This window comes from Nocardioides plantarum (assembly GCF_006346395.1).
GTDB lineage: Bacteria > Actinomycetota > Actinomycetes > Propionibacteriales > Nocardioidaceae > Nocardioides > Nocardioides plantarum.
The window spans coordinates 1-22,132 of the sequence record NZ_VDMS01000002.1; the positions used below are offsets into that span (position 1 = coordinate 1).

A 22,132-nucleotide genomic window follows, 5' to 3' on the forward strand; every position below is an offset into this window, starting at 1 on the left:
TCCCGACAATAAACGATTACTAGCTATCGCCAGAATCATTGCCGAAAAAAACTAACCCATCAAAATCAATTGACGAGCAACAAACTAATTCGTCGACTATGACACACTGTTGAGTTCTCAAACATCATGCGCACTTCGGCCTCGCCCGGTGAGGGGTCTGGTCCGAAGACTGATGTGGTGCTGCGGCGCAGATCTTGCCCGAACTTTGGCTTTCTCGCAAAGCGAGCCAACCGGAGTCCGGCAGAACCTGCACGTGGTCTACCTCGGGGCCGGGAGCCCGGCCGACCGGCCTTGCTCCCCGCCGCTCCCTGGCGACAAAGAGAACATTAGGGGAGATCCTGGAGAACGCCAAATCGGACTGACGTGACCCGGGCCACACGCGCCCCATAGCGACGTTTGCGCAGGTCAGAGGCCCTTTGCGCCCTCGACGACCACGAGACCCCGGGTGTCGGGCACGGTCGCCGCCCCAGTCAGACGCAGTGTCTCGAGGGTCTGGTCGCGCAGCTCGGACAGCGTCTCGCGCACCCCGTGCTCCCCGTCGACGAGCGCCCAGAGCGGGAGCCGTCCCAGGAACACGTGGTCCGCGCCGAGCGCCAGCGCGGTGACGACGTCGATTCCGGTGCGAATCCCCCCGTCGACGTACACCTGGGCGCGACCGTGCACGGCCGCGACGACCCCGGGGAGGGCCGAGGCGGTGCTCACGGCCCCGTCGAGCTGCCTTCCCCCGTGGTTGGAGACCCATACGGCCGAGGCACCGGCGTCGACGGCCCGTACGGCGTCGTCGCCACGCAGCACGCCCTTGACCACGACGGGCAGGCCGGTGGTGCTCCGGAGCCAGTCGATGTCGTGCGGCCCCAGGTCGAGGGCCTTCTCGCTCCCGGGTGCGTCGTCGTAGCCCGGGTCGAAGTTGACGCGCAGCATCGAGGGATCAACGACGTCCCAGATGACGGTGCCCTGCGGGTCGGTGGAGTACTTGGTGCCGACCACGGGGGTGTCGACGGTCAGGACGACGGCGTCGGCACCTGCTTCGACGGCGCGCCGCAGGAGCGGCAGGGCGAGGGTCCGGTCGGCGGGTAGGTAGCACTGGACCCACCAGCGCACGCCGGTGGTCGCGAGGTCGGCGAACGTCGTACCGGCGTTGCTGGAGACGACCATCAGGCCGTCGGCGGCGGCGACGGCGCGGGCTATGGCCAGCTCGCCGTCGGGGTGGATCGCTCGCTGGAGCGTGGTGGGGGCGACCCCGAACGGGACGGCCGTGGTGCGTCCGAGCACCACGGTGCCCGGGTCGACCCGCGTCACGTCACGCAGCACGTGCGGGTGGAGGGGCCACTGGCGCCAGGACCCGGGCGCGGCGGCCGTCGTGTGGCCGTCACGGGCGCCCTGGGCGACGTACTCGAACACCGGGGCAGGCAGCCGGAGCCGCGCCCGGTCCTCGAGGCCGGCCAGCCTGCGGTCGGGCGTCATAGCCTGAGGTCGACCACTGCGTAGCGCTTCTTCCCGCGCCGCAGCACGACCCATCGATCGTGAAGACGATCCTCGGCAGTGACCACTCGACGAGCGTCGTCGATGCGCACGTTGTTGAGGTACGCGCCCCCGTCGTTGATGGTGCGGAGCGCATCGCTCAACGATGAGTCGAACGACCTCGCGAACAGCTCACCCACCGTCGTCGCGGCGCCGTCGAGCTCCACCTCGCGCAGGTTCAGACCGTCGCCGATGTCCTTCAGCGTGCGCGCGGACAACGCATGCAGGTCTCCACTCCCGAACAGGGCGACGGCCGCGACCTTCGCCTCCTCGGTCTCAGCGGCACCGTGGACGAAGGTCGTCACCTCGTCGGCCAGCACCTTCTGGGCCTCGCGCAGAAACGGCTTCTCGGCGTGTCGGGCAGCGAGCTCCTCGAGCTCGGCACGCGGCAGGAAGGTGAAGATGCGGAGCAGCTCGTCGACCTTCTCGTCCTCGACGTTGAGCCAGAACTGGTGGAAGGCGTAGGGCGAGAGCATCGAGGGGTCGAGCCAGAGGGCGCCGCCCTCGGTCTTGCCGTACTTGGTGCCGTCGGCCTTGGTGACCAACGGCGTCGCGAAGGCGTGCACCTGGTCGCCGGTCGCGCGGCGGATCAGCTCGGCACCGCCGGTGATGTTGCCCCACTGGTCGGACCCGCCGAACTGGAGGTCGACGCCGTGACGACGGTGCAGCTCGAGGAAGTCCATCGACTGCAGCAGGACGTAGCTGAACTCGGTGAAGCTGATGCCCGACTCGAGACGGCGCTTGACGGTGTCGCGGGCCAGCATTCGGTTGATCGGGAAGTGCTTGCCGACGTCGCGCAGGAAGTCGATGACCGACAGGCCGTCGGTCCAGTCGAGGTTGTTGACCATGGTCGCTGCGTTGTCACCCTCGAACGACAGGAACGGCTCGATCTGCCGACGGATCCGCCCCACCCACTCCTGCACGGTCTCGGCCGAGTTGAGGGTCCGCTCGCCCGAGTCGCGCGGGTCGCCGATCATGCCGGTCGCCCCGCCGACGAGGAGGTAGGGCGTGTGGCCGGCGTCCTGCAGGCGCCGCGCGGTCGTGATCTGCACGAGATTGCCCATGTGCAGGCTCGGCGCGGTCGGGTCGAACCCCACGTAGAACCGGATGCTGCGTCCGTCCAGAGCCTCGCGCAGGGCATCGGGATCGGTGGAGTGGGCGACGAGTCCGCGCCACTGCAGGTCGGCGAGGAGATCGGGGTCGACAGGCACGTGGGACCTTCCCGGGTCGGTGGGTGGGAGCAGGCCCAGCCTGCCGCACTCCCGATCGTGGCAGTGCGGACGCCCCGGTCACAGTAGGTTTTGCCCGTGACCGGGGACCGATCGACGACGAAGGACGGCGTGGGGCCGGCTGCGCCGCCACCCACGGGCCTCGACGTCGAGCGTCTCGACATGCTGCGCGAGCTCGACCCGGGTGACACCAGCTACCTCGACCGGGCCATCGGCAACTTCCAGGTCAACTCCGACGAGGCCGTCACGGTGATCGCGGCCGCCGTCGGGGCCGGGGACATCGCGACGGTCAAGGCGCGCTCCCACAAGATCGCCGGCAGCGCCCTTAACCTCGGTGCGACCCGGGCCGGGGAGGCCGCCCGTCGCGTCGAGGTCGCCGCCGACTCGGGGTCGCTCGCGCCCGTCGTACCGCTGCTGGAGGAGCTCCGGGAGTCGATGGCCGAGGGTCGCGAGCTCCTGCTCGCCTACCAGGCGACCTACGCGGGCTGAGGCCCGCGCAGGCCGCCGGGTCCGTCACCGCACCCGGACCGTGTCGTTGCCGCGCGACGCCGCGAACAGCCCGGTGGGCTCGTAGGCCACCCGGACGACGTACTGCCCGGCCTTGCGCAGCGCGGGTGGGCGGAACGACGCGCGGCCTGCACGCAGGGTGAGGCGGGTGCGCAGCACCACGGCTCCCCCGGCGCGCTGCACCGACACCAGCACGGTCCCGGTCGCGGGGACCGACCCGGACCTGACGCTGATCGAGACGAGCGGACGCGTCCCGAGCCTGGCCGTCGAGGGCGCGGAGACCTTGGCCGTCGTACGACGTACGGCGGAGCGCGGCACCAGCGAGGACGAGGCCGTGCGGTGGACGCCGCCGTCGTCGGTGCCGGCGTAGACCCAGGCCCCGTCGGGGCTGACGTCGAGCGAGCGGACCGACAGCGCCGTGAGCCCCGCGCTGGCCGCCACCCACGAGCGACCGCCGTCGGTCGACACGAGCGCGCCGCCGCCGTTGACCGTCAGGCCGTGGGGGTGCCACTGCTCGGCTCCCGCGACGAGCAGCTCGACGCCCTTGAACCGGCCCGCCGGGACCACGACGCGGGTGAACGACCCGATGGCCGCGGAGGTGTCGGCGAGGACAGCCCGGTGGACGGTTCGGCCGGCGTCGGTCGACCAGCGGATCGCCCCACGCTCGCCGACGACCACGCGGTCGCGGGTGGCCCGCTCGAGGTGGACCGAGAGCGCCGGGGTGGTCGTGACCCGCGTCGTCGTGGCGCCGAGGTCGTCGGAGCGCAGCACACCGTCCTCGGTGGCCAGCCAGAGCCGGCCGGGCCGGACGGGGTCGAAGCGGAGCTGGTTCACGTGCTGCCCGGTGTCGTAGGACGTCCAGGTCTCGAACCCGTCGGTCGAGACCATCCAGCCGGTGCCGATCAGCGAGCTGTAGCCGACCGCGACGGTGTCCTCGTCGAGCGGGGAGACCGCCAGGGCGGTCGCGCCGTAGGAGCCGCGCGGGCCGACCCGCTGCTGCTCCTCCCCCGGCGCCCCGACCATGATCTTGCCCTGGCCCGTGGCGGTGCGGCCGATGCTCCAGACCGACCGGGCGCCCCGGGGCGACTGGACGACGTCGGAGAGCTCGACGCCGATGTAGCCCTCGTGGCCCGTGGAGCCCCAGTCCTGCTCGTCGGCGTCGAGGTCCGCGAGCGCCCGCTCGTGCAGGCCCTCCTGGTCGGTCACCCGGAGGACCGGGGATCCGCCGGTGTCGGTGCCGACGTCCACCGAGCTCACCGTGGTGGCGCTGAGACCGATCTTGTCCCAGCCGTCGCCCTCGGTCTCGTACAGACCGGCGTTCTCCATGGAGAGCAGCGCCGTCTCGGGTCCGCTACCCGGCCAGCGGTCGACGTCGGTGACGAGCGGGCCGTCGGCCGGGAAGTCGTGCTCGACGAGGGTCGTGCCGTAGTCCTCGCTCGTCGTGTACGACGACAGGCCGGACAGGTAGAGCGTGCCGTCGACGACCTGGACGTCGGTCACGTAGGACTGGCCGCTCTCGCCGATCGGGGCCCACGTCGTACCGCCGTCGGTCGAGCGCACCATCGAGGTGTCCGACAGCACGGCGACCGCCGCCTCGCCGTCGGCGCCGAGGTTGTAGACCAGGCCGCCGTCAGGGACGTAGGTCTGCTCGATCGCCTCGCCCGTGCCGGTGACGTCGGCGAGGCGCGAGACCGAGAACAGGTCGCTGACGACGAGGTCGTCACCCGCGAGCTCGGCGTCGACGACCTCGCTCTGCCAGACGTGCTGGACGTGCCGCCAGGTGCGGCCGCCGTCGGCGCTGATCTCGGCGCCGTCGGCCACCACGGCCACCAGGCTCGAGCCGCTCGCCAGCAGGGCGAGGACGGCGGTGTCGCGGAACGGCAGTACCGTCCAGGTGCGTCCCGCGTCCGGCGTGTGCAGGACGCGGCCCTCGTAGCTCGCGTCGAGGACGCCGGCGCCGAACCGGCCGTTGAGGCCGAGGTAGAACGCTCCTGCGGCTCGCGGGTCGGCTGCCGGGAGGCCCCAGCCACCGGCGACCGGCATGCTCCGCACGCGCGTCCAGGTGGCACCACGGTCGGTGGTGACCATGGGGTAGGCGCTGTCGGTGGTCACGCCCAGGGCGGTGCCGGTGGCGCCGGGCGAGACGGCCAACCGGGCGGCCTCGCCGGTGAGCCCGACCTGCTCCCACCGGCCCGGCTGGTCGGCACTGACGGACCGGATCGTCGAGATACCGGTGATGGTGCGACCGGCGACGACCGCCCGGGCGCGGATCGTGTAGCTACCGGTCTCGGTGAGAGGCACCCGGCCGCGGTACCAGCCGTCGTTGCGAGCGTCCTCGCTCACCCCCACGGTCGTACGACGCCCCGAGGGCGCCGTCGCGGTCACGGTCACGCCGGTCTCGGGAAGCAGCCCGGAGCCGCTGTGCACGAAGACCTGCGAGCTGCCACGGGCCGGGTCGGGGGTGGCCTGCACGGCCAGGGTGCGCACGTAGGCGGCGTACGGGACGCGGAGGGTGGAGCCGTCGGACACGGCCCCGACCAGGACGCCGGAGGTCTCGGTGTCGACGTGTCCCAGGCGCGGGCGGACCGAGAGCGAGACGGTCGCCTCGCCGCCGGCGGGCACCGTGACGCGTCGGGTGCTGAGCGTGGCGGTGCCGGTGCTGACGCCGGACGGGTGCACGGTCAGGGCCACGGTGACCGCCGCCGGGCCGTCGTTGGTCAGGACCACCGGCTCGCTGCGCGCACCCGTGCCTGCCATGTCGACCAGGCCGAGCGACACGGCGTCGGGCGCGGCGGTGACGTGCTGGTCGACGGCGGCGGCGACGTCGAGGGTGCCGGCCCCCTGGCCGGACGGGGACGCGTCGGCGTCGACGGAGTCGAGCTCGCGGGCGCTGCCGATGAGCGTGGCCCGGAGCCGGGCGGCGGTGAGGTCGGGGCGGGCCTGCACGAGGAGCGCGGCCGCGCCGGCGACGTGGGGCGAGGCCATCGACGTCCCGGACATCCGGTAGCGGTCGCCCTCGACGCCGAAGACCGACGGCAGGGTGGACAGGATCTCGAAGCCGGGCGCGACGATCTCGGGCTTGAGCGTCATGCCGTCGCTGGGGCCGCGGGAGCTGAAGTCGGCGAGCCGGTCGGTCGCGTCGACCGAGCCGATGGTGGCGCGGGCCGTGCCGTCGCGGACCTGCTGGCGGAAGGTCTGGTAGAGCGCGGAGGTCGTCGACAGCATCACGAGGCTCTCGCGGCGCAGGTCGAAGCCCCCGTCGTCGAGCACGTGCACGTCGGCCGGGGTCGCCTCGGTGGAGAACGGCGCGGTGCCGTCGTCGGCCGTGGTGCGGACCGGGGTGTCGGACCCGCCGTCATCAGCGGGGTCGGTCGGCGACGGCGCGTAGAGCAGCACGCCGGCGGCACCGTGCTCCTCGGCCAGCTGGGCCTGGAGGAGGTGTCCGCCCTGCACCTGCTCGAGGCTGCCGACCACCAGGCTCTGGATCACGACGATCTTGCCGGTCACGTCGCCGGCGTCCTCGTAGGCCTGCTCGAAGCCGTCGCCGACCTCGACCAGGTCGGCGGTGAGGCCCGCGGCCGGCGGGTTGGCCGAGAGCGGGAAGCGCGCGACCGTCAGCGGCCGGGAGCCCTCCGGGGTCGTGAGCGTCATCGTCGGCAGGTCGACGCCGGTGACGCCGGCCCCGACGGCGAGCACGCCGGGCGCCGACGCCGGGGAGCCGATGGTCTGCTCGGCGGGGCCGGCGTTGCCGGCCGCGGCGACGACCACGACGCCCTGGCGGACCGCGGCCGTGGCCGCGCGGCCGATCGGGTCGGTGCCGTCACCGGGCGCGCCGAGGCTCAGGTTGACGACGTCGGCCGGGTGGGCGCCGGCCGGGTCGACCGCCGCCTCCAGGCCGAGCAGGACCCCGGCGGTGTCGCCGCTGCCGTTCTCGCCGAGGACCTTCCAGGCGGTCAGGCTCACGTCGGGCGCCATGCCCTCGACGTTGCGGGTCCCGGCGCCGCCGACGATGCCGGCGACGTGGGTGCCGTGGCCGTTGTCGTCGGTCGGGTCGGCGTCGTCGTTGACGAAGTCGTAGCCGCCTACGACGCGGAACTCCTCGCCGAAGCCGCCGCCGAGGTCCTCGAGCGAGTAGTCGATGCCGGTGTCGACGACCGCGACGGTGACGCCGTCGCCCTCGAGGTGCGTGCCGGACGGGGTGGTCTGCTCCCAGACCTGCGGAGCGCCCGTCGACGGGACGCTGTCGACGTCGAGCGCCACGGCCTCGGTCGCCTCGGTCACCCGCGCGACCCCCGTCGTACGGCGCAGGGTGGCGAGGTCGGTGGGGTCGACGGTCGCGACGACCGCGTTGAGCACCCCGGTCACCGGGGCGGAGTCGGTCACCCGGACGCCGGCCGAGCGTGCCCGGTCGAGGACGGCGTCCTGCTGGCGCTCGACGCGGGTCACCGCGGCGGCGTACTGACGGCGGAAGGACACGCCGGCGCCGCGTTGCTGAGCGCGGGCGACCGTGGCCACCCCGACCACGCCGGGCGCGGTCGGGCCGTCGACCTCGATGATCACGCGGACGGGGGTCGACGATGCCGCGGGCGCTGAGGACACGGAGGGCACGGCGGGCAGGGCGACCGCCGGGTCGGGTACGACGAGCGTGCCGACCGCGAGGGCGAGCACGGCCGCGACAGCCGAGCGACGGGGGTGGAGGGGCGACATCGAGAGCCTTTCAGGACAAGGGATCCCTCCTTGTATCCGGCGCTCTCGACGCGGCACAACCGCTGCGGTGGCCGCGCGCGGCCACTGGCCGGAACTGGCCGTGAGAGTTGACGTGCGCGTAACACGACGGGTCCGCGGCGTCGGCGGACGACGCCGGCAGGAGCAGCCGGTCGGCGCCGCCGGTCGGCCTCAGATCCAGCCGCGTCGGACGGCCTGGGCCCCGGCCTGAAAGCGGTTGGCGGCCCCGAGGCGATCGAAGAGTTCGGCGCTGCGACGGCGCAGCGTCCGCGGCGACATGCCGAGCTCGCGGGCGATCACCTCGTCCTTGGCGCCCACGCCGAGCATCGCGAGCAGGGCGAGGTCCTCGCGGCTGGGGCTGCCGGGCGGGGCCGCCGTGCTGAGGTCGTCGAGCGCCGGCACCTCGACCGAGCGCTCCCACGTCGCCTCGAAGTGGGCCACCAGCAGGTCGACGAGCGGAGGCGCCTCGGTCACCAGCGCGACCGGGCGGTCCAGGTCGAGCGACGTCGACACGATGGCGATGCGTCGGTCTGCGATCGCGATCTTGGTCGGCAGCTCCGGGGCCACCCGGGCCCTCTCGCCCGCGGAGACCGCGTGCCGCAGCTCGTCCCACGCCCCGGGCCGCTCGAGCCCCTCGGCGGCGTACACGACCCGCCAGTCGACGCCGCGAGCCAGCACGAGCGGCTCGACCGGGTTGTCCGCGGCCAGGACGTAGGGCGGTCGGTCGAAGGTGAGGAACTCCTCGGTCACCTCGTGCTCGAGCCGGACGTACCACATGCCGATCAGGCCGGGCTCGTCGACGACCCGCACCTCCGGGTCGGTGCCCGCGGTGGCTCCCATGCTCTCGAAGAGCGCGGCCATGGTCGGGATGTCGGCGCGCACCCGGTCGAGCCGGTCGGCCGTCCGCTCGGTCAGTGCCCGCAGGGCCACGCGCGGGTCGACGGCGGTGAAGTGCCCGTGCCCCGAGACGCGGTTGATCAGTCCGGCCGCCCGGAGCCGCTCGAGCCGGGTGGCCGCCTCGTCGGCCGCGACGGGGAGCGCGGCGGCGACGTCGTCAGGGGTGACGGTGCCCTCGGTGAGCACGAGTCGGTAGACCGCCTCGGCCCGGGCATCGAGCCCGACCACGTCGAAGGCCCCCGAGGTGTCCATGGCGACGAGCCTAGGCGGGCCGGCGCCGCGGGACCTGACCACTGGGTGACGCACCGCCGCGCCAGCGACCGCGCCCAGCACGAAATTTTGCCCGCCGGGGTGGTGAGAGTCACAGATGTGGGTATCGGGTGCCGTCGTCTCGCCGCTCAGGGCCACGAGGCAGACACACGACCAGGAGGAAGACGGACGATGGACGGCATCCAGGACGACGACGTCAGGACCGACGAGAAGGCGACCGAGGAGCAGGCCGGTGTGACCGGACCGATGCTCGCAGCGGCGCTGGTGTCGGCGGTGGCAGGCCTGCTCTACGGCTACGACACCGGCATCATCTCCGGCGCGCTGCTGCAGATCAGCGACGAGTTCGAGATCGGCAGCGGCATGGAGCAGGCCATCGCGGCCGCGATCCTCCTCGGGGCCGTCATCGGCGCCCTGTCGTGCAGCTTCCTGTCCGAGCGGCTGGGTCGTCGCGGCACGATCCTCGTGGTCTGCGCGGTGTTCGTGGTCGGCTCGCTGGCCTGCAGCGCCGCACCGAACCCATGGTTGCTGGTGGCCGGCCGGATCATCCTGGGCTTCGCGGTCGGCGGCGCCACGCAGACCGTCCCGATGTACGTCGCCGAGCTCGCGCCGGCGCAGCTGCGCGGACGGCTCGTGCTGGCCTTCCAGCTGGCCATCGGCGTGGGCATCGTGATCGCCACCATCGTGGGTGCGACCGAGTCGGTGTCGTGGCGGATCTCCATCGCGGCCGCCGCCGTGCCGCCGGTCGTCGTCGGACTGCTCATGCTGCGGCTCCCCGAGAGTCCGCGGTGGCTGGTCAAGCGCGGCCGCGAGGACGACGCACGCGGGGTGCTGGAGCGGGTCCGGCCCGACGGGTACGACGTGAGCCCGGAGCTCGACGAGATCGAGGAGCTGGAGAAGCGCAAGAGGAGCACGGCAGCCCACGAGCGGGGGTGGTCCGGTCTGCGACAGTCCTGGGTCCGCCCGGCCCTGCTCGTCGGGTGCGGCGTCGCGATCTTCACCCAGCTCAGCGGGATCGAGATGATCATCTACTACTCCCCCACGATCCTGACCGACAACGGGTTCTCCACCTCGACCGCCCTGCGCGTCAGCATCGGCCTGGGCGTGACGTACCTGGTCATGCAGATCATCGGGCTCTCGATCGTCGACCGAGTGGGGCGTCGCCGGCTCACGCTCGTCATGGTGCCGGGCGCGGCGGCCAGCCTCGTGGTGCTCGGCGCGTTCTTCGTGACCGACAACGCCGGCAAGGCCCAGGTGCCGTTCATCATCGCCACGCTGATGGTCTTCATGGCGTTCAACGCCGGCGGGCTGCAGCTGATGGGCTGGCTGACCGGGTCGGAGATCTATCCGCTGGCCGTGCGCAGCGCCGGCACCAGTGTCCAGTCGGCCGCCCTGTGGAGCACGAACCTGCTCATCACGCTGACGCTGCTCACGATGATCGAGACGTTCGGTGTCGGGCAGACGTTCTGGATCTACGCCGGCTTCAACGTGATCGCCTTCGTCTTCGTGCTGAGGTTCATGCCCGAGCTGACCGGTCACAGCCTGGAGGACATCGAGCAGCACCTGCAGGACGAGGAGTTCACGCCGAAGGACTTCGCCCGCGCGGCCTGAGACGTGGTGGCCGCCGGGCCCGTCAGGTCTCGGCGAGCACCCGCTCGACCGTGCGGCGTACGCCGTCGGTGTGCAGGCCCTCGAGCGCCGCGACGTAGGCGGTGACGAACCGGTCGTGCTCGGCGAGGTCACCGAACACGTCGGTCACCCGCAGGAACGCCGTCGGGTCGTCGTGCTGCGCGGCGGCGGCGGCCATCAGCTCGTCGCGCCTCGGGTCGACGACGTCGATCGCGTCGCCCTGCTCGTCGGTGCCCTCGGCGTACCGGGCCCAGCCGGCGACCACGAGCGCACCGAGGCGCACGTCGCCACCGGCGGCCAGCTGGTCGCGCACGACCGGGAGCACGAACTTCGGCAGCCGGTCGGAGGTCTGGGCGCAGATCCGCTCCAGGCTGTCGCGGATGGCCGGGCTGGCGAAGCGCTCGCGGACGGTCCGGGCGTAGTCGGACAGGTCGGTGCCCTCCGGCGGCTCGAAGGAGGGCACGGCCTCGCGCTCGAGGTAGGCACCGAGCAGCGCACCGACGGCCGGGTCCTGGGCTGCCTCGTGGACCCAGCGGTGACCGGCGAGGTAGCCGAGGTGGCCGAGGACCTGGTGCCCTCCGTTGAGCAGGCGCAGCTTCATCCGCTCGAAGGGACGCACGTCGGGCACCACCTGCACCCCGACCTCCTCCCACGGCGGCCGGTGGTCGCTGCCGTGGTCGCCGTCGTGGTCCTCGAGCACCCACTGGCGGAACGGCTCGCACACCACCGGCCACTCGTCGTGCAGGCCGGTCTGCTCGGCGACCTCGTCACGGTCGGCGTCGGTGGTCGCCGGGGTGATCCGGTCGACCATGGAGCCCGGGAAGCGGACGTGCTCGCCGATCCAGTCGGCCAGGTCGGGATCGACGGTCTGCGCGTATGCCGTCAGGGCGGCCTTCGCGATGAGTCCGTTGTCCTCGACGTTGTCGCACGACATCACGGTGAACGGCGTCTCCCCCGCCTCGCGCCGCAGGGCGAGCGCGTCGGCGAGGAGGCTGAACGCGGTAGGCGGATCGGTGTCCGCGCGCGCCGTCACCTGGTCGAGCGCGTAGCCGCCCTCGGTGATGGTCAGCGACACGATCCGGGTGGCGGGGTCGGCCATGCGTCGTACGACGGCCGCGGGGTCGTCGGGCGCGAACAGGTAGTCGGTCATCGCCCCCACGACGCGGGTCGTCAGCGACCCGTCGGGGTGACGGACCGCGACGGTGTAGAGGTGGTCCTGCTCGCGCAGGACGTCGCGCATGTGCGCGTCGGCTGGCAGCACCCCCACGCCGCAGATCGCCCAGTCGCTGGCTCGTCCCAGCGCCATCAGCTCGTCGAGGTAGACCGCCTGGTGCGCGCGGTGGAAGCCGCCCACGCCGAGGTGGACGATGCCGGTGGTCGTGGCGGCCCGGTCGTAGCCGGGGACGGTGACGTCGCGGTGAGCCGACTCGAGGGAGGTGGCGTCCAGACGTCGTACGGAGTCGGTCACGCGGCCCAGTATCCGCCGCCGGCGAGTTCATACCCTCGTGGTGCGAGCCGTGACGACGGTGTCACACCCCGGCTCGTGGACCGGCCGAGCTCTGGAACAGGAAGTTGCAGGCGTAAGGATCGCCGCTCTCGAGCGACGCCGGGTCCTGGTAGCGAGCCGGATCCCAGGTGTCCATCGGACGTAGGTCACCGGTCTGGTCCCAGAAGTGCTGGTCGTAGCCCAGGTCGCCGAGGAACTGAGTGATCCGGTCGAGGCCACCGGGGTTGTGTCGCTCCTCGACCTCGATGTAGATCACCGGCAACCCGGCCCGAAGGGTCTTCGCCGCTCCGCGGAGAAGTTGCTCCTCGTGGCCCTCGACGTCGATCTTGACGAAGCCGACCCCGTCCAGGCCGAGGTCGTCCAGGACCACCAGGGGCACGTCGATCTGCGTGGTGGGCATGTCGTCGATCTGACGCAGGCTGGCCATGCCGTGGCTCTGGGTGGGCACCTGGAGGGTTGCCGTGCCTGCGACGTCGGAGAGCGCGTTGTTGTAGGTGCGCACCTTCGGGCCACTGCCCGCGCGGAGGCGGTCGAAGACCGACGGCTGTGGCTCGAAGGCGTGCACGACGGATGCCCGCTTCGCCATCCAGTAGCTGTAGAGCCCCACGTTCGCGCCAGCGTCGACCGCCGTCATGTCGCCTCGCGGCATGAAGTTGACGACGTTGCGCACCTCCGTCAGACGGCGTGCGCGGATGGCGGTGCCTAGTCGGGGGGCCAGCCGGTCGATGACTCTGGCTGCAGCGCTGCTCATAGCCGCAGAGCGTAGGCGTTCGACGTCGCGTGTGGTCCGTAAGTGCGTCGTCGAGTTGAGAGGTCCGTGCCGGCGAGAGGCGTTGTGGCATCCGCAAGCCGCGGGCCAGCCCGGGAGATCGTCCACGGTGGCGTCGTAGGTCGTCATCGCCCGCAGGCGCCGCACTTCCGGCCGCCGCACAGGGCGGTGGTGCTCGGAGCGCTGCGCCGCAGGCCAGGCTGGTAGGGCGGGTGGGACTCGAACCCACGACCCAAGGATTATGAGTCCTCTGCTCTAACCGACTGAGCTACCGCCCCGCATTTTCCATTGTCCCAGGTCAGCGGCTTGCTAGGGCTGATCTGGCGCTCCGTCCGGAGCCTCGGATCGGCCTGCTGTCCGCAAATAGTCCGCACGTGCGGCCAGAGCGACCTCTCCGAGCCGGTCGACGAACATGTGCACCTCGCCCGGGTAGAGGTGACCATAGCGGTCGAGGGTGATCGCGACGGAGGCGTGTCCGAGCATCGTGGAGAGCACCTTGGGTGGCGTTCCGTGCTTGATGTGGAGCGATGCGCAGGTGTGTCGTAGGTCGTGCGGGCGGAGCATGTCGCCGCGCTGCTGGGAGGCCAGGCCGGTCTTCTTCACGGCCGGGTCGAAGACGCGGTAGCGCCAGTTGCCGCTGCGCAGTGGCCCGCCGTTGGGTGAGGTCAGCAGGTGGTCGGTGGGCTCGCGGCCCTCGGTCCGTGCGGCGAGCTCGTCGCACAGCCAGGCCGGCACCGGGACGGTGCGGTTGCTGGTCTCGGTCTTGGGTGGGCCTTCGACGAGCTTGCCGTTGCTCTCCGAGAGCGTGGCCGAGACGCGTAGCTCGCGGTTCGTGACGTTGAGGCTGCTGCAGCGAAGGGCGGCGAGCTCGCCGAACCGCAGCCCGCACCAGGCCAGGACGAGCACGGAGAGCGAGAAGTCGCCGGCGGCTTCGGCCAGTGCCCACACCTCTCGCTCGTCGAGGAACCGGGTCTTGTCCCGCTCGCTCTTGCTGGGCAGGGCGGGTAGCTCGACTCCCTTGGCCTGGTTGTTCGGGATCCGGTGCGAGCGGACCGCGAGCTCGAGGATCTGGGACAGGACGACCCAGGCGTGCCGGGTGCGTGCGGCCGAGAGCCCGTTGCCGTGGAGTTTGGCGATCCAGGCTCCGACGTCCTCGTGGCGTACGGCGTCGAGCCGGACGCTCTCCCAGGTGGGCAGCACCTGGTTGCGCAGGACGACGTCGTACATCAGTCGGGTGGATGGGCGGATGCGGACCTTGCTGCGCAGCCACTCCTGGGAGTACTCGCCGACGGTGAGGCGTCCGAGCTCGGGGCTGGTCCACTCGCCGCGGTCGAGGCGGGCGACCTCGGTGCGCGCCCATCGCTCGGCGTCGACCTTGCGATCAAAGTGCCGGGATCGTTCCTTGTGGTCGGGGCCCCGGTAGCGGGCTCTCCACTGACCGTTGGGCCTCTTGGCCACGCTGTAGCTGGCCATGCGCATTCTCCTGATCTCGAGGGGTCGACGAAGGAGCGGCGGTGCCGCTTCCCAGCATTCGACGTCCGAATGGCGGGTCCGCGCTGGCGGTCCGGACGTGGCTGTGGACAACGGCGCACTCGGCGCGCCTGTGGACAACCCACAGACGCGCCGAGCGTCTTAAGCCGCGTCGGGGCCTGTGCCGGTCTTCTGCGTCTCCACCCAGCTGGTCAGGTCGCCGACCGTGGTGACCAGACGTCGCCCGATCTTGAAGAAGCGCGGCCCGGTGCCCTGCTGGCGCCACCACCGCAAGGTGTTGACCGGCACCCGCAGTACATCGGCGACCTCGGGCAGGGTCAGGAAGTCGGCGTCGGGTCGATCGTCGAGCGAGCCGATGGTCATGGAGCCGATCGTGGACATGCCGGCCTGTGCCGCAGGGGTGGACGAGCTGTCGAGGTTGGTCATGGTGGGTCCTCTCGTGATTGGAGGCGTCGTCGTCGCGTACCGGCCGAGCCCGGCGCCTGGAATTTGCTCTCTCACTAAGGACCAAGGCGAAGATGGGGTCCCTGGCGATCACTGCGGACCAAAAACTTTCGTCGACTACCCGCGGTGGGTCACCGCGAACGGCCAGGACGAGCCGGTTCAGGGCGGAGCTCGGCTGGGCTGCCGCGGTCCGGTCGCAGGCGTGTTGCGGCCGCAGACTCGGTGACTTGGATGGCTTCGGCGGTCTCCCAGTCGAGGCTGCCGTAGCGGTCGAGATCCTCTGCAGCTCTGGTCGCTGCGCGTGCTGGTCCGAGGTCGGCGCGGTCGCGGCTGAACACAGCGACCCACTGCTCGCGGGCCTCATCGACGCTCTCAGCGACCAGGTGCGCGGTATTGGCCTCCCGGCCCCGGGTCATCGCCACGTACGCCGACGCGGCACCGGTCTGCTCCCCCAGGACGAAGTGGGCACGGTCCACGGTCTCGCCCTGCGCGCCGTAGACGGTTTGGGCGTAGGCCAGCTCGACGTGCTGCTGGACGTAGGCCGCCGGAAGGGTGCGTTCCCCCCTGCTGACCTGGGGCTTTGTCCCTGTTCGGTGTCCTGCTGCTGGTTGCGTTCCCCCCTGCGTTCCTGGCCTGCTGGGGCCGACCGCGAGGGGTTCGCCGGCGATGGTCAGGGCGCCGTCGTCGGCGACCGCGGTAATGGTCCAGGTCTGCCGGTTCGCCACCCCCAGAGAGCGGTCGTTGCGGCGCGTGGTGATGGTGTCGCCGACACCGATGCGCTCCCCCGCGGCGGTCGTGAGCGCCTGCCCGTCGTCGTGCCTCTGGTCGGTCTGGCGACGGTCGCGGATCGCGGCGTTGAGCGCGGCGACCTGCTCGCGGGTGTCAGCCACCACCAGCGTCCGTTGATGTTCCGCGCCGTCGTGGCTAATACCGGTGACGTCGGCGAAGTTGGTCAGGGCCTGAACTCGTTCGATGTCGCTGGGATGGATCTGGATGTCACCTCGAGCCAGGAGAGCTTCGAAGACCTCGGCGGCGTTCTGCCCGGTCCGCATCTCGAGTGTGAGGTGCGCGTAGTTGGGATCGGCGAACCGGTGGACCGTCTCCAGAGTCAGACATGCCGTGTCGGGGGCTGCGTCGGCGGCCAGGTCCAGGACTCCCCCACGTCCGACCGCTGGCAGCTGGTGCCGGTCGCCGACCAGCGCGAGGCGTGCGCCTGACTGGTCGGCGATCTTCATCAACGCCAACGCAGTGTCCTGGTCGAGCATCCCGGCCTCATCGACAAGCAACAGATCCCCCGGCAACAACCGCGCCCGATCCTCAGGCGTAGCCAGAACCCGCGACCAACGGCCGTCCTGATCCCACCGGAACCCATGCTGGTGGACCAGCCACGCCGCCGAGAACGCTTCGGTCCCCAGTTCCTCGGCGGCGACCGAGGCGGCCTTCAAGGTCGGCGTCACCACGACCATCCGGCCCCGCCCGGCCTGCGTCATGGCCTGGTTGGCAGCGGCCAGGGTCGAGGTCTTCCCAGCACCTGCAGCGCCTTCGACCAGCAGTAGCCGCGCCCCGCCGGCAAGGTGCGCAGCGACGTTCTGCTGAGCGACATCAAGCCCGCGGTTGGCTGCGATGACTTCCGCCGGCCCGGCGCCGGACTTGGTGTCGGTGATGGGTGAGCGGTTGGTCAGGTGGGCCGTCAGTTCGTTCTCGACCGACAACACCTTCGACGAGGTCAACGACCGAATGTGCTCGGGCACATCAGTCCGGTCAAGTAGCGGTACGCACTGGGCCAGGGTCCGGGCAGTGAGGTCCTCGGTGAGCTCGACCCGCGCCGGCGCCTCGGCGACCAGCCCGACCGAGGCCACGAGCCGTTCGACCTCACCGCGCACATCGGCTGCGTTCCACCCCGACCGGCGTGCACCGAGGCGGCACAGCACGACCTCGACGCACACGTCACGGTTCAGCTGCCCGATCCTCGGCGCCATTGGCTCAGCCGACTTAGCCGGCGCGGTGGGTGCGTGGAAGCCGAGGTCGGCGAGCTCCTCGAGCCACCGTGCCCGCAACTCGGCCCCGTCCTTCGGCACGACCTTGTCCGGACGCGCATCAGCCCAGGCCCGGGCATCCCACGTGCGTCGCAGTCTGGGGCCGGGTTCCTGACCGGGATGCGCGGTGCGCCACTGAGCCTCGTAGGTGTCGACGTTGCGGCCGATCTGCGCCGCCCGGGCACTGAACGCACCCGCGAACGGTGACAGCTGCTCGATCTCCCCGGACTCAGCATCCAGCGTGTACCCGTGCTTGCTCAGCACTGCGCGGAACTGCGGGTCACAGGCGATGGCTGCGTGTCCGATGCCGTTGATCGCGTCCAGGCAGTCGCGGACCCCGACCGTGTGGATCCCCCGCCACGCCCCCTGGGCCCAGACCCGGGCGTTGACCTGCAAGTGCAAGTGGCGGTGCGGATCACCAGCACGCGAAGTGTGATGCCGCACGACCGCGGCCTCGATCTCCTCCACCGGCACCTGGACCTGCCGCCCCCGCGGCCCCACCCGCGTGGTCGCGTGCTCGACCAGCCACCCAACCACCTCACCCGCAGCCCGGTCTTGCGCCGCGTCGTAAGCAGCTGAGACCTCCGGATGCACCGTCGCGGCCAGCGACCACGTCTTGGGCCCGTTGACCACAACCTCCACGAACCGCACCGCCTGGTCATCAGTCCGGACCCGGCCCTTGCCGCGGCCCGTGGCCGCGTCGCGGCCTGCGACCCACGCCTCGTAGGCGTCGCCGTCCATGGCGCGGCCGGCGCGGACACCCGGAGCGCCGCGACCTGCTGCCTCACCAGCGGCGCTGACCGCGACGTGGCGCTCGGCCAGACCCGTGCCCTCGGCCAGGTAGTAGTCATCGACCCGCGACCGATCAGCCTCGACATAGGTCCGCGCAGCAGTAGCTGAGCCGCGGTAGACCTTCATCCCGCCATGCACGTCAATTCACCAACAATCAGCCACAATCGATTTCCGTCAATTATCCTAGAAATGCGAATACGGGCCACCCGAAGGCGACCCGACTACGGACATTCGTAGCATACGTGCCGCCTATTCTTCTAGCGTTCCTAGGCGCGATTATGGAACTTTGATCGGGTACATGAACAACCGTCGATATCTCAGATGCTGGGTGGAGGAACGTCGCGTCACGGGTCCAGCTCGGCGAGCAGGACATAGGCGGCATGGGGACTACTAACGTCGGCGTGTCGGCGAACCGGTGGGGTTCGAACGGCAGGCGCCGAGTCCTATACGCCCTCACATGCTTGATATGCGGGTATCCCTCGTAGGACTGAGTGCCCGGATCCGCCGGGTGTTCTGTGCCGGCAGGAGGCGCCCGGAATGTCGTTCGTTGATGTGTGTCTGATCAGGTCCAGGGGGTCTTCGGGTGAGCCGGTCATGCGGTTCGGGTGAAGCTTCTTGATGACTACCTGGACTTTGTGGCGAGTCGTTGCCGGCCGAACACGGTGCTTGCGACGGCCGGGACTGCTGCACGGATAGGTGACACCTGATCTGCGTCGATGTGTGTCGGCGCTGGAAGGATGTGCACCATGCCGAAGGCATTCCCCAAGGAGTTTCGCGAGGACGTGATCCGGGTCTACCGCGACTCTGATGCCTCGATGGCCCAAGTCGCGAAGGACTTCGGCATCTCGCCGTCTTGCCTCAAGCGGTGGCTCGCCGTCGATGAGAAGACCTCGACCCGCTCGTCGGGCTCACTGAGGCCCGGCAGCGAGTCCGAGGCGCTACGCGAGGCCAACAAGCGGATCAAGCTGCTCGAGCAGGAGAACGAGGTCCTACGCCGCGCAGCCGCCTACCTGTCCCAGGCGAACCTGCCGGGAAAATGATGTACCCGCTCGTCCGCGAGCTGGCCGCCGACGGGATCCCCGTTGCGGTGACGTGCCGGGTCCTCAAGATCGCCCGCCAGCCCTACTACCGCTGGCTTCGTAGCCCGGTCACCGGCGCCGAGCTGGCCGCGGCCTACCGCGCCAACGCCCTGTTCGACGCGCATCGTGAGGACCCTGAGTTCGGCTACCGGTTCCTGCTCGACGAGGCCGAAGAGGTCGGCGAGTCGATGGCCGAGCGGACGGCCTGGAAGTACTGCTCGCAGCTGGGTTGGTGGTCCTCGCACGGCAAAAAGCGCGGCAGCAACGCCAAGAAGCCAGGACCACCGGTCCACGACGACCTGTGCGCGATCACCGACAAGCACGGAGTGACTCGCCACGAGTTCAAGGCCACCAGCCTGAACGAGCTGTGGCTCAGCGACATCACCGAACACTGGACCGGCGAAGGCAAGCTCTACCTCTGCGCCATCAAGGACGCCTACTCCAACCGGATCGTCGGCTACTCCATCGACTCACGCATGCAGTCGTCCCTGGCGGTCACGGCGCTGAACAACGCTGCTGCTCGCCGCCGCATCGAGGGTGTTGATGTGGCCGGCTGTGTGATCCACACCGACCGCGGGTCGCAATTTCGGAGCAGGAAGTTCGTCCACGCCATCAACCGCCACTCGATGGTCGGCTCCATGGGCCGAGTCGGAGCCGCAGGCGACAACGCAGCCATGGAGTCGTTCTTCGCGCTCTTGCAGAAGAACGTCCTCAACCAACGCGCGTGGGCCACACGTCAGGAGCTGCGGATCGCCATCGTGACCTGGATCGAGAAGACCTACCACCGACGCCGTCGACAAGCCGCCCTCGGAAGATTGACCCCAGTCGAATTCGAACTGATCATGAATCCAACCGCGACCCAAGCGGCCTAACCGAACCTGTCACCCATTCGTGCAGCAGTCCCGCCTATGACTTGCGGGTGTTCTTCTCGGTGGTGGGTGTGGCGCCGCAGGAGGTGACGCCGCGTGAGGTTATGGCGTTCATGACTGCTCAGCGCGCCGGGAAGTCTTCAATCAGCGGCACCGGCGGCCCGCTTGTCTCGGTGGCCGGTGATGAGTCGGGGGTCTCGAACCGGACCCTGCGGCGCCGGCTCTCGGTGGTGTCCGGGCTACGCCTACCTTGTCGCGCGCGGCGACGTGGCGAAGAACCCGGTCCCGCGCGGTCTGCCGACCCGACGCGAACGCAACCGCCCGAACCAGGGCGTGCCGCTGGTTCGCTCGTCGCGGACGGTGCCACGGATCCTGGCCCCCGACGAGGTCGACCAGCTCACCGCCGCGCTGCGGACCCACCGCGACCGCGCGATGCTGGCTGCGATGTAGCTCGGTGGGCTGCGGCGTTGCGAGGTCGTCGGGCTACGGGTGGAGGATCTACGGGTGGCCGAGCGGCGGGTCTTCATCGCCGACGGCAAGGGCGGTCACCAGCGACTGGTTCCGACCTCCTCGCGGTTCTTCGACCACGTCGCGGCTTACCTCGACGCCGAACGACCACCCGATGCCACCACCGATCAGCTGTTCGTGGTCTTGAAGCAAGGCGGTCGCGGCCGACCTTTGACCGCAGCAGGGCTCGACCAAATCCTTCTCACCGCACGCACCCGCGCCGGCATCGGCCACGCGACCTGCCACGCACTGCGCCACACCTGCCTGACCCGGCTGCGTGAAGCAGGGATGCCGCTCGAGGCCGTTCAGTCCCAAGCCGGGCACGCCTCGATCGAAACGACCCGGATCTACCTCCATCTGGCCGATGACTGGTTGACCTCGCAGTACCGCAAGGCTGCCGAGGTCATCGATGCCTAGGTCTACGCCGCACGCCCGGCAGGTGCGCGATGATTGCGCCCGAGCCGCTGGCGACCTGGGAGGAACTCTCAGTGCGCCCCGAACTTGTGCACGTCATGCAGCGCTACCTGGAGCAGATCGGGTGCTTGCTGCGACCCGGCAGCGTCTCGGGTGCCGATCTTGCCCTGCGTTCCTTCGGCGAGTTCCTCATCCAGTGCGCACCCGAGGTTCCCACGACGGACCCGCGGACCCGGGCAGACCATGATCTCTACCGGGCCACGTGCTCAGCAGAACTATCCGACAGCGGCGATCGAGAACAGGCCGGCGACGCCGAGTGCGTACAGCGCCAGGACCACCCAGGAGTCCAGCCCCATCCGAGCCGTGCGCCGCTCGGGCCGGAAGACCAGGCCCGCGGCGTAGACCAGGGTCAGCAGCATGGCAAGGGCGGTGAGATAGATGTCAGTGTCCTGGGCCTGTGGCAGGACTGATTGCCCCGAGATCAGACCCGCGAGCAGGAACAGGACGGGCAGGAACGCGTTGCCACCGAAGATGTCACTCATCGCCAGCTGGTAGTCACCCTGGCGCACCGACGTCAGACCGGTCGACAGCTCGGGCAGAGAGGTCGCCGCCGCCAGGACGGTGGCGCCAAAGAGCACACCAGACAAACCGATGTCACCGGCGATGGCGTCTCCACTGCGCTCCAGGACCACGCCGGCGACGAGGGTGACCAAGGCCGCGACCCCGAACACGATCGCGGCACGCGAGGTCGCCACGCCCTTCTCGGTGGCCTTCTGCTCTGTCTGTGCTCGGGAGTGGCCACGCGGGGGGTCCTGGTTGTCAGGGGCCTCGCCGGCCTCGTGCCAGGGCAGAGACTGGCTGGCCCGGCGCAGCAGCAGCAGACCGACCACCCACAGCCCCGCGATCAGCACCGCGCCGGGCTCGAGCCGAAACACGATCAGGTCCGCCGGCAACTGGCTGCCGGCCACGACCACGGCAAGGATCGCGACCACCAGCACGGCCTCCAGGACCAGGACGAGCGATGCTGCCCGGTAGGTGAGGGGTCGGGCTCCCCTGACGCCGAAGGCGTCGAGGAGGACCAAGACGACGGTCTGTATGGCGATCCCGCCCAAGATGTTGCCGACCGCGACCCCGACGTTCCCGGCCAACGACGCGCTGACCACGATGGCAATCTCCGGCAGGTTGGTCGCAACCGCGAGCAAGACCAGGCCTCCGAGCGCGGAGCCCAAGCCGAGCCGGGTGGCCAACACGTCGGTCTGCCTCGACAACTGCACACCAGCGACCCAGATGGCACCCGCAGCTCCGACGAAGATCAACAACAACCAGGCGAGCGGGAGCGTGGACACAGATCTCCTGGATGCGTGACGACAATGCAAGACAACGATAGTCGAGTCCGATCATCGACGGGACGCGACCACCCGGGCCACACCCCAGCATCCGCCCCACCCA

The 22,132-nt window shown here is 70.4% G+C and carries 14 protein-coding genes, 1 tRNA gene and 1 pseudogene; 4 read left to right on the top strand and 12 right to left on the bottom strand.

Annotated features, from left to right (window positions below; all coding sequences use genetic code 11):
- Positions 1–405: 405 nt before the first annotated feature.
- Complete coding sequence (locus FJQ56_RS12010; RefSeq protein WP_140009842.1) at positions 406–1,464, bottom strand: alpha-hydroxy acid oxidase; 1,059 nt, start codon at positions 1,462–1,464, stop codon at positions 406–408.
- Positions 1,461–2,732 carry a tyrosine--tRNA ligase gene (gene tyrS, locus FJQ56_RS12015; protein ID WP_140009843.1) on the bottom strand — a complete coding sequence of 424 codons (1,272 nt, stop codon included), beginning with the start codon at positions 2,730–2,732 and terminating at the stop codon, positions 1,461–1,463. The genes FJQ56_RS12010 and tyrS overlap by 4 nt, the downstream gene beginning before the upstream one ends.
- Before the next feature lie 96 nt (positions 2,733–2,828).
- On the opposite strand from tyrS, the gene FJQ56_RS12020 reads away from it, so the two are divergent.
- Positions 2,829–3,239, top strand: a complete 411-nt coding sequence (locus FJQ56_RS12020) for an Hpt domain-containing protein (protein WP_140009844.1) — start codon at positions 2,829–2,831, stop codon at positions 3,237–3,239.
- A gap of 24 nt (positions 3,240–3,263) precedes the next feature.
- On the opposite strand, the gene FJQ56_RS22930 is transcribed toward FJQ56_RS12020, so the two are convergent.
- Positions 3,264–7,964 (bottom strand): S8 family serine peptidase, encoded by a 4,701-nt coding sequence (locus FJQ56_RS22930; RefSeq protein ID WP_140009845.1) that lies wholly within the window; start codon positions 7,962–7,964, stop codon positions 3,264–3,266.
- A 189-nt stretch (positions 7,965–8,153) separates the two neighbouring features.
- Complete coding sequence (locus FJQ56_RS12030) at positions 8,154–9,131, bottom strand: hypothetical protein (protein WP_140009846.1); 978 nt, start codon at positions 9,129–9,131, stop codon at positions 8,154–8,156.
- Between the two features lie 189 nt (positions 9,132–9,320).
- Between FJQ56_RS12030 and FJQ56_RS12035 the strand changes: the two genes are divergently transcribed.
- Positions 9,321–10,757: a sugar porter family MFS transporter gene (locus FJQ56_RS12035; protein ID WP_140009847.1), complete on the top strand. Its 1,437-nt coding sequence runs from the start codon at positions 9,321–9,323 to the stop codon at positions 10,755–10,757.
- A 22-nt stretch (positions 10,758–10,779) separates the two neighbouring features.
- Here FJQ56_RS12035 and FJQ56_RS12040 read toward each other — a convergent pair whose 3' ends face one another.
- The 7 genes and pseudogenes from FJQ56_RS12040 to mobF form a co-directional block, all read right to left on the bottom strand.
- Entirely contained in the window at positions 10,780–12,243 is a 1,464-nt protein-coding gene (locus FJQ56_RS12040) for a mannitol dehydrogenase family protein (RefSeq protein ID WP_211350961.1), read from the bottom strand.
- Between the two features lie 61 nt (positions 12,244–12,304).
- Positions 12,305–13,033 carry an FkbM family methyltransferase gene (locus FJQ56_RS12045; RefSeq protein ID WP_170215387.1) on the bottom strand — a complete coding sequence of 243 codons (729 nt, stop codon included), beginning with the start codon at positions 13,031–13,033 and terminating at the stop codon, positions 12,305–12,307.
- A 219-nt stretch (positions 13,034–13,252) separates the two neighbouring features.
- Positions 13,253–13,329 (bottom strand) — tRNA-Ile (locus tag FJQ56_RS12050).
- Between the two features lie 31 nt (positions 13,330–13,360).
- Positions 13,361–14,524: a tyrosine-type recombinase/integrase gene (locus tag FJQ56_RS12055; RefSeq protein WP_170215388.1), complete on the bottom strand. Its 1,164-nt coding sequence runs from the start codon at positions 14,522–14,524 to the stop codon at positions 13,361–13,363.
- A gap of 159 nt (positions 14,525–14,683) precedes the next feature.
- Positions 14,684–14,968 carry a helix-turn-helix transcriptional regulator gene (locus FJQ56_RS12060; RefSeq protein ID WP_246081777.1) on the bottom strand — a complete coding sequence of 95 codons (285 nt, stop codon included), beginning with the start codon at positions 14,966–14,968 and terminating at the stop codon, positions 14,684–14,686.
- 149 nt (positions 14,969–15,117) lie between these two features.
- Complete coding sequence (locus FJQ56_RS12065; protein ID WP_379142380.1) at positions 15,118–16,965, bottom strand: ATP-dependent DNA helicase; 1,848 nt, start codon at positions 16,963–16,965, stop codon at positions 15,118–15,120.
- Positions 16,966–17,016: 51 nt separating this feature from the next.
- Positions 17,017–17,940, bottom strand: a pseudogene (mobF, locus tag FJQ56_RS23075) (MobF family relaxase); the annotation flags it as partial.
- A 620-nt stretch (positions 17,941–18,560) separates the two neighbouring features.
- Here mobF and FJQ56_RS12070 point away from each other — a divergent pair.
- Positions 18,561–19,765 (top strand): IS3 family transposase gene (locus FJQ56_RS12070; protein WP_140009850.1). Its coding sequence is split into 2 segments (ribosomal slippage): positions 18,561–18,845 and positions 18,848–19,765, totalling 1,203 coding nucleotides; the frame shifts between segments, so codons are not numbered across the junction.
- A gap of 456 nt (positions 19,766–20,221) precedes the next feature.
- The gene (locus FJQ56_RS22440) at positions 20,222–20,686 is read left to right on the top strand and encodes a tyrosine-type recombinase/integrase (RefSeq protein ID WP_281284272.1); all 465 of its coding nucleotides are present in this window, start codon (positions 20,222–20,224) and stop codon (positions 20,684–20,686) included.
- Between the two features lie 272 nt (positions 20,687–20,958).
- Here the strand turns inward: FJQ56_RS22440 and FJQ56_RS12080 are convergent, their stop codons facing one another.
- Positions 20,959–22,029 carry a sodium:calcium antiporter gene (locus FJQ56_RS12080; RefSeq protein WP_139980677.1) on the bottom strand — a complete coding sequence of 357 codons (1,071 nt, stop codon included), beginning with the start codon at positions 22,027–22,029 and terminating at the stop codon, positions 20,959–20,961.
- Between the last annotated feature and the right edge of the window lie 103 nt (positions 22,030–22,132).

Bases quoted from the DNA above. Each gene is read 5' to 3' on its own strand.
- FJQ56_RS12030 (WP_140009846.1), bottom strand. From the start codon at position 9,131: ATGGACACCTCGGGGGCCTTCGACGTGGTCGGGCTCGATGCCCGGGCC.
- FJQ56_RS12010 (WP_140009842.1), bottom strand. From the start codon at position 1,464: ATGACGCCCGACCGCAGGCTGGCCGGCCTCGAGGACCGGGCGCGGCTC.
- FJQ56_RS12060 (WP_246081777.1), bottom strand. From the start codon at position 14,968: ATGACCAACCTCGACAGCTCGTCCACCCCTGCGGCACAGGCCGGCATG.
- FJQ56_RS22930 (WP_140009845.1), bottom strand. From the start codon at position 7,964: ATGTCGCCCCTCCACCCCCGTCGCTCGGCTGTCGCGGCCGTGCTCGCC.
- FJQ56_RS12035 (WP_140009847.1), top strand. From the start codon at position 9,321: ATGGACGGCATCCAGGACGACGACGTCAGGACCGACGAGAAGGCGACC.
- FJQ56_RS12055 (WP_170215388.1), bottom strand. From the start codon at position 14,524: ATGGCCAGCTACAGCGTGGCCAAGAGGCCCAACGGTCAGTGGAGAGCC.
- FJQ56_RS12045 (WP_170215387.1), bottom strand. From the start codon at position 13,033: ATGAGCAGCGCTGCAGCCAGAGTCATCGACCGGCTGGCCCCCCGACTA.
- FJQ56_RS12065 (WP_379142380.1), bottom strand. From the start codon at position 16,965: ATGGCGCCGAGGATCGGGCAGCTGAACCGTGACGTGTGCGTCGAGGTC.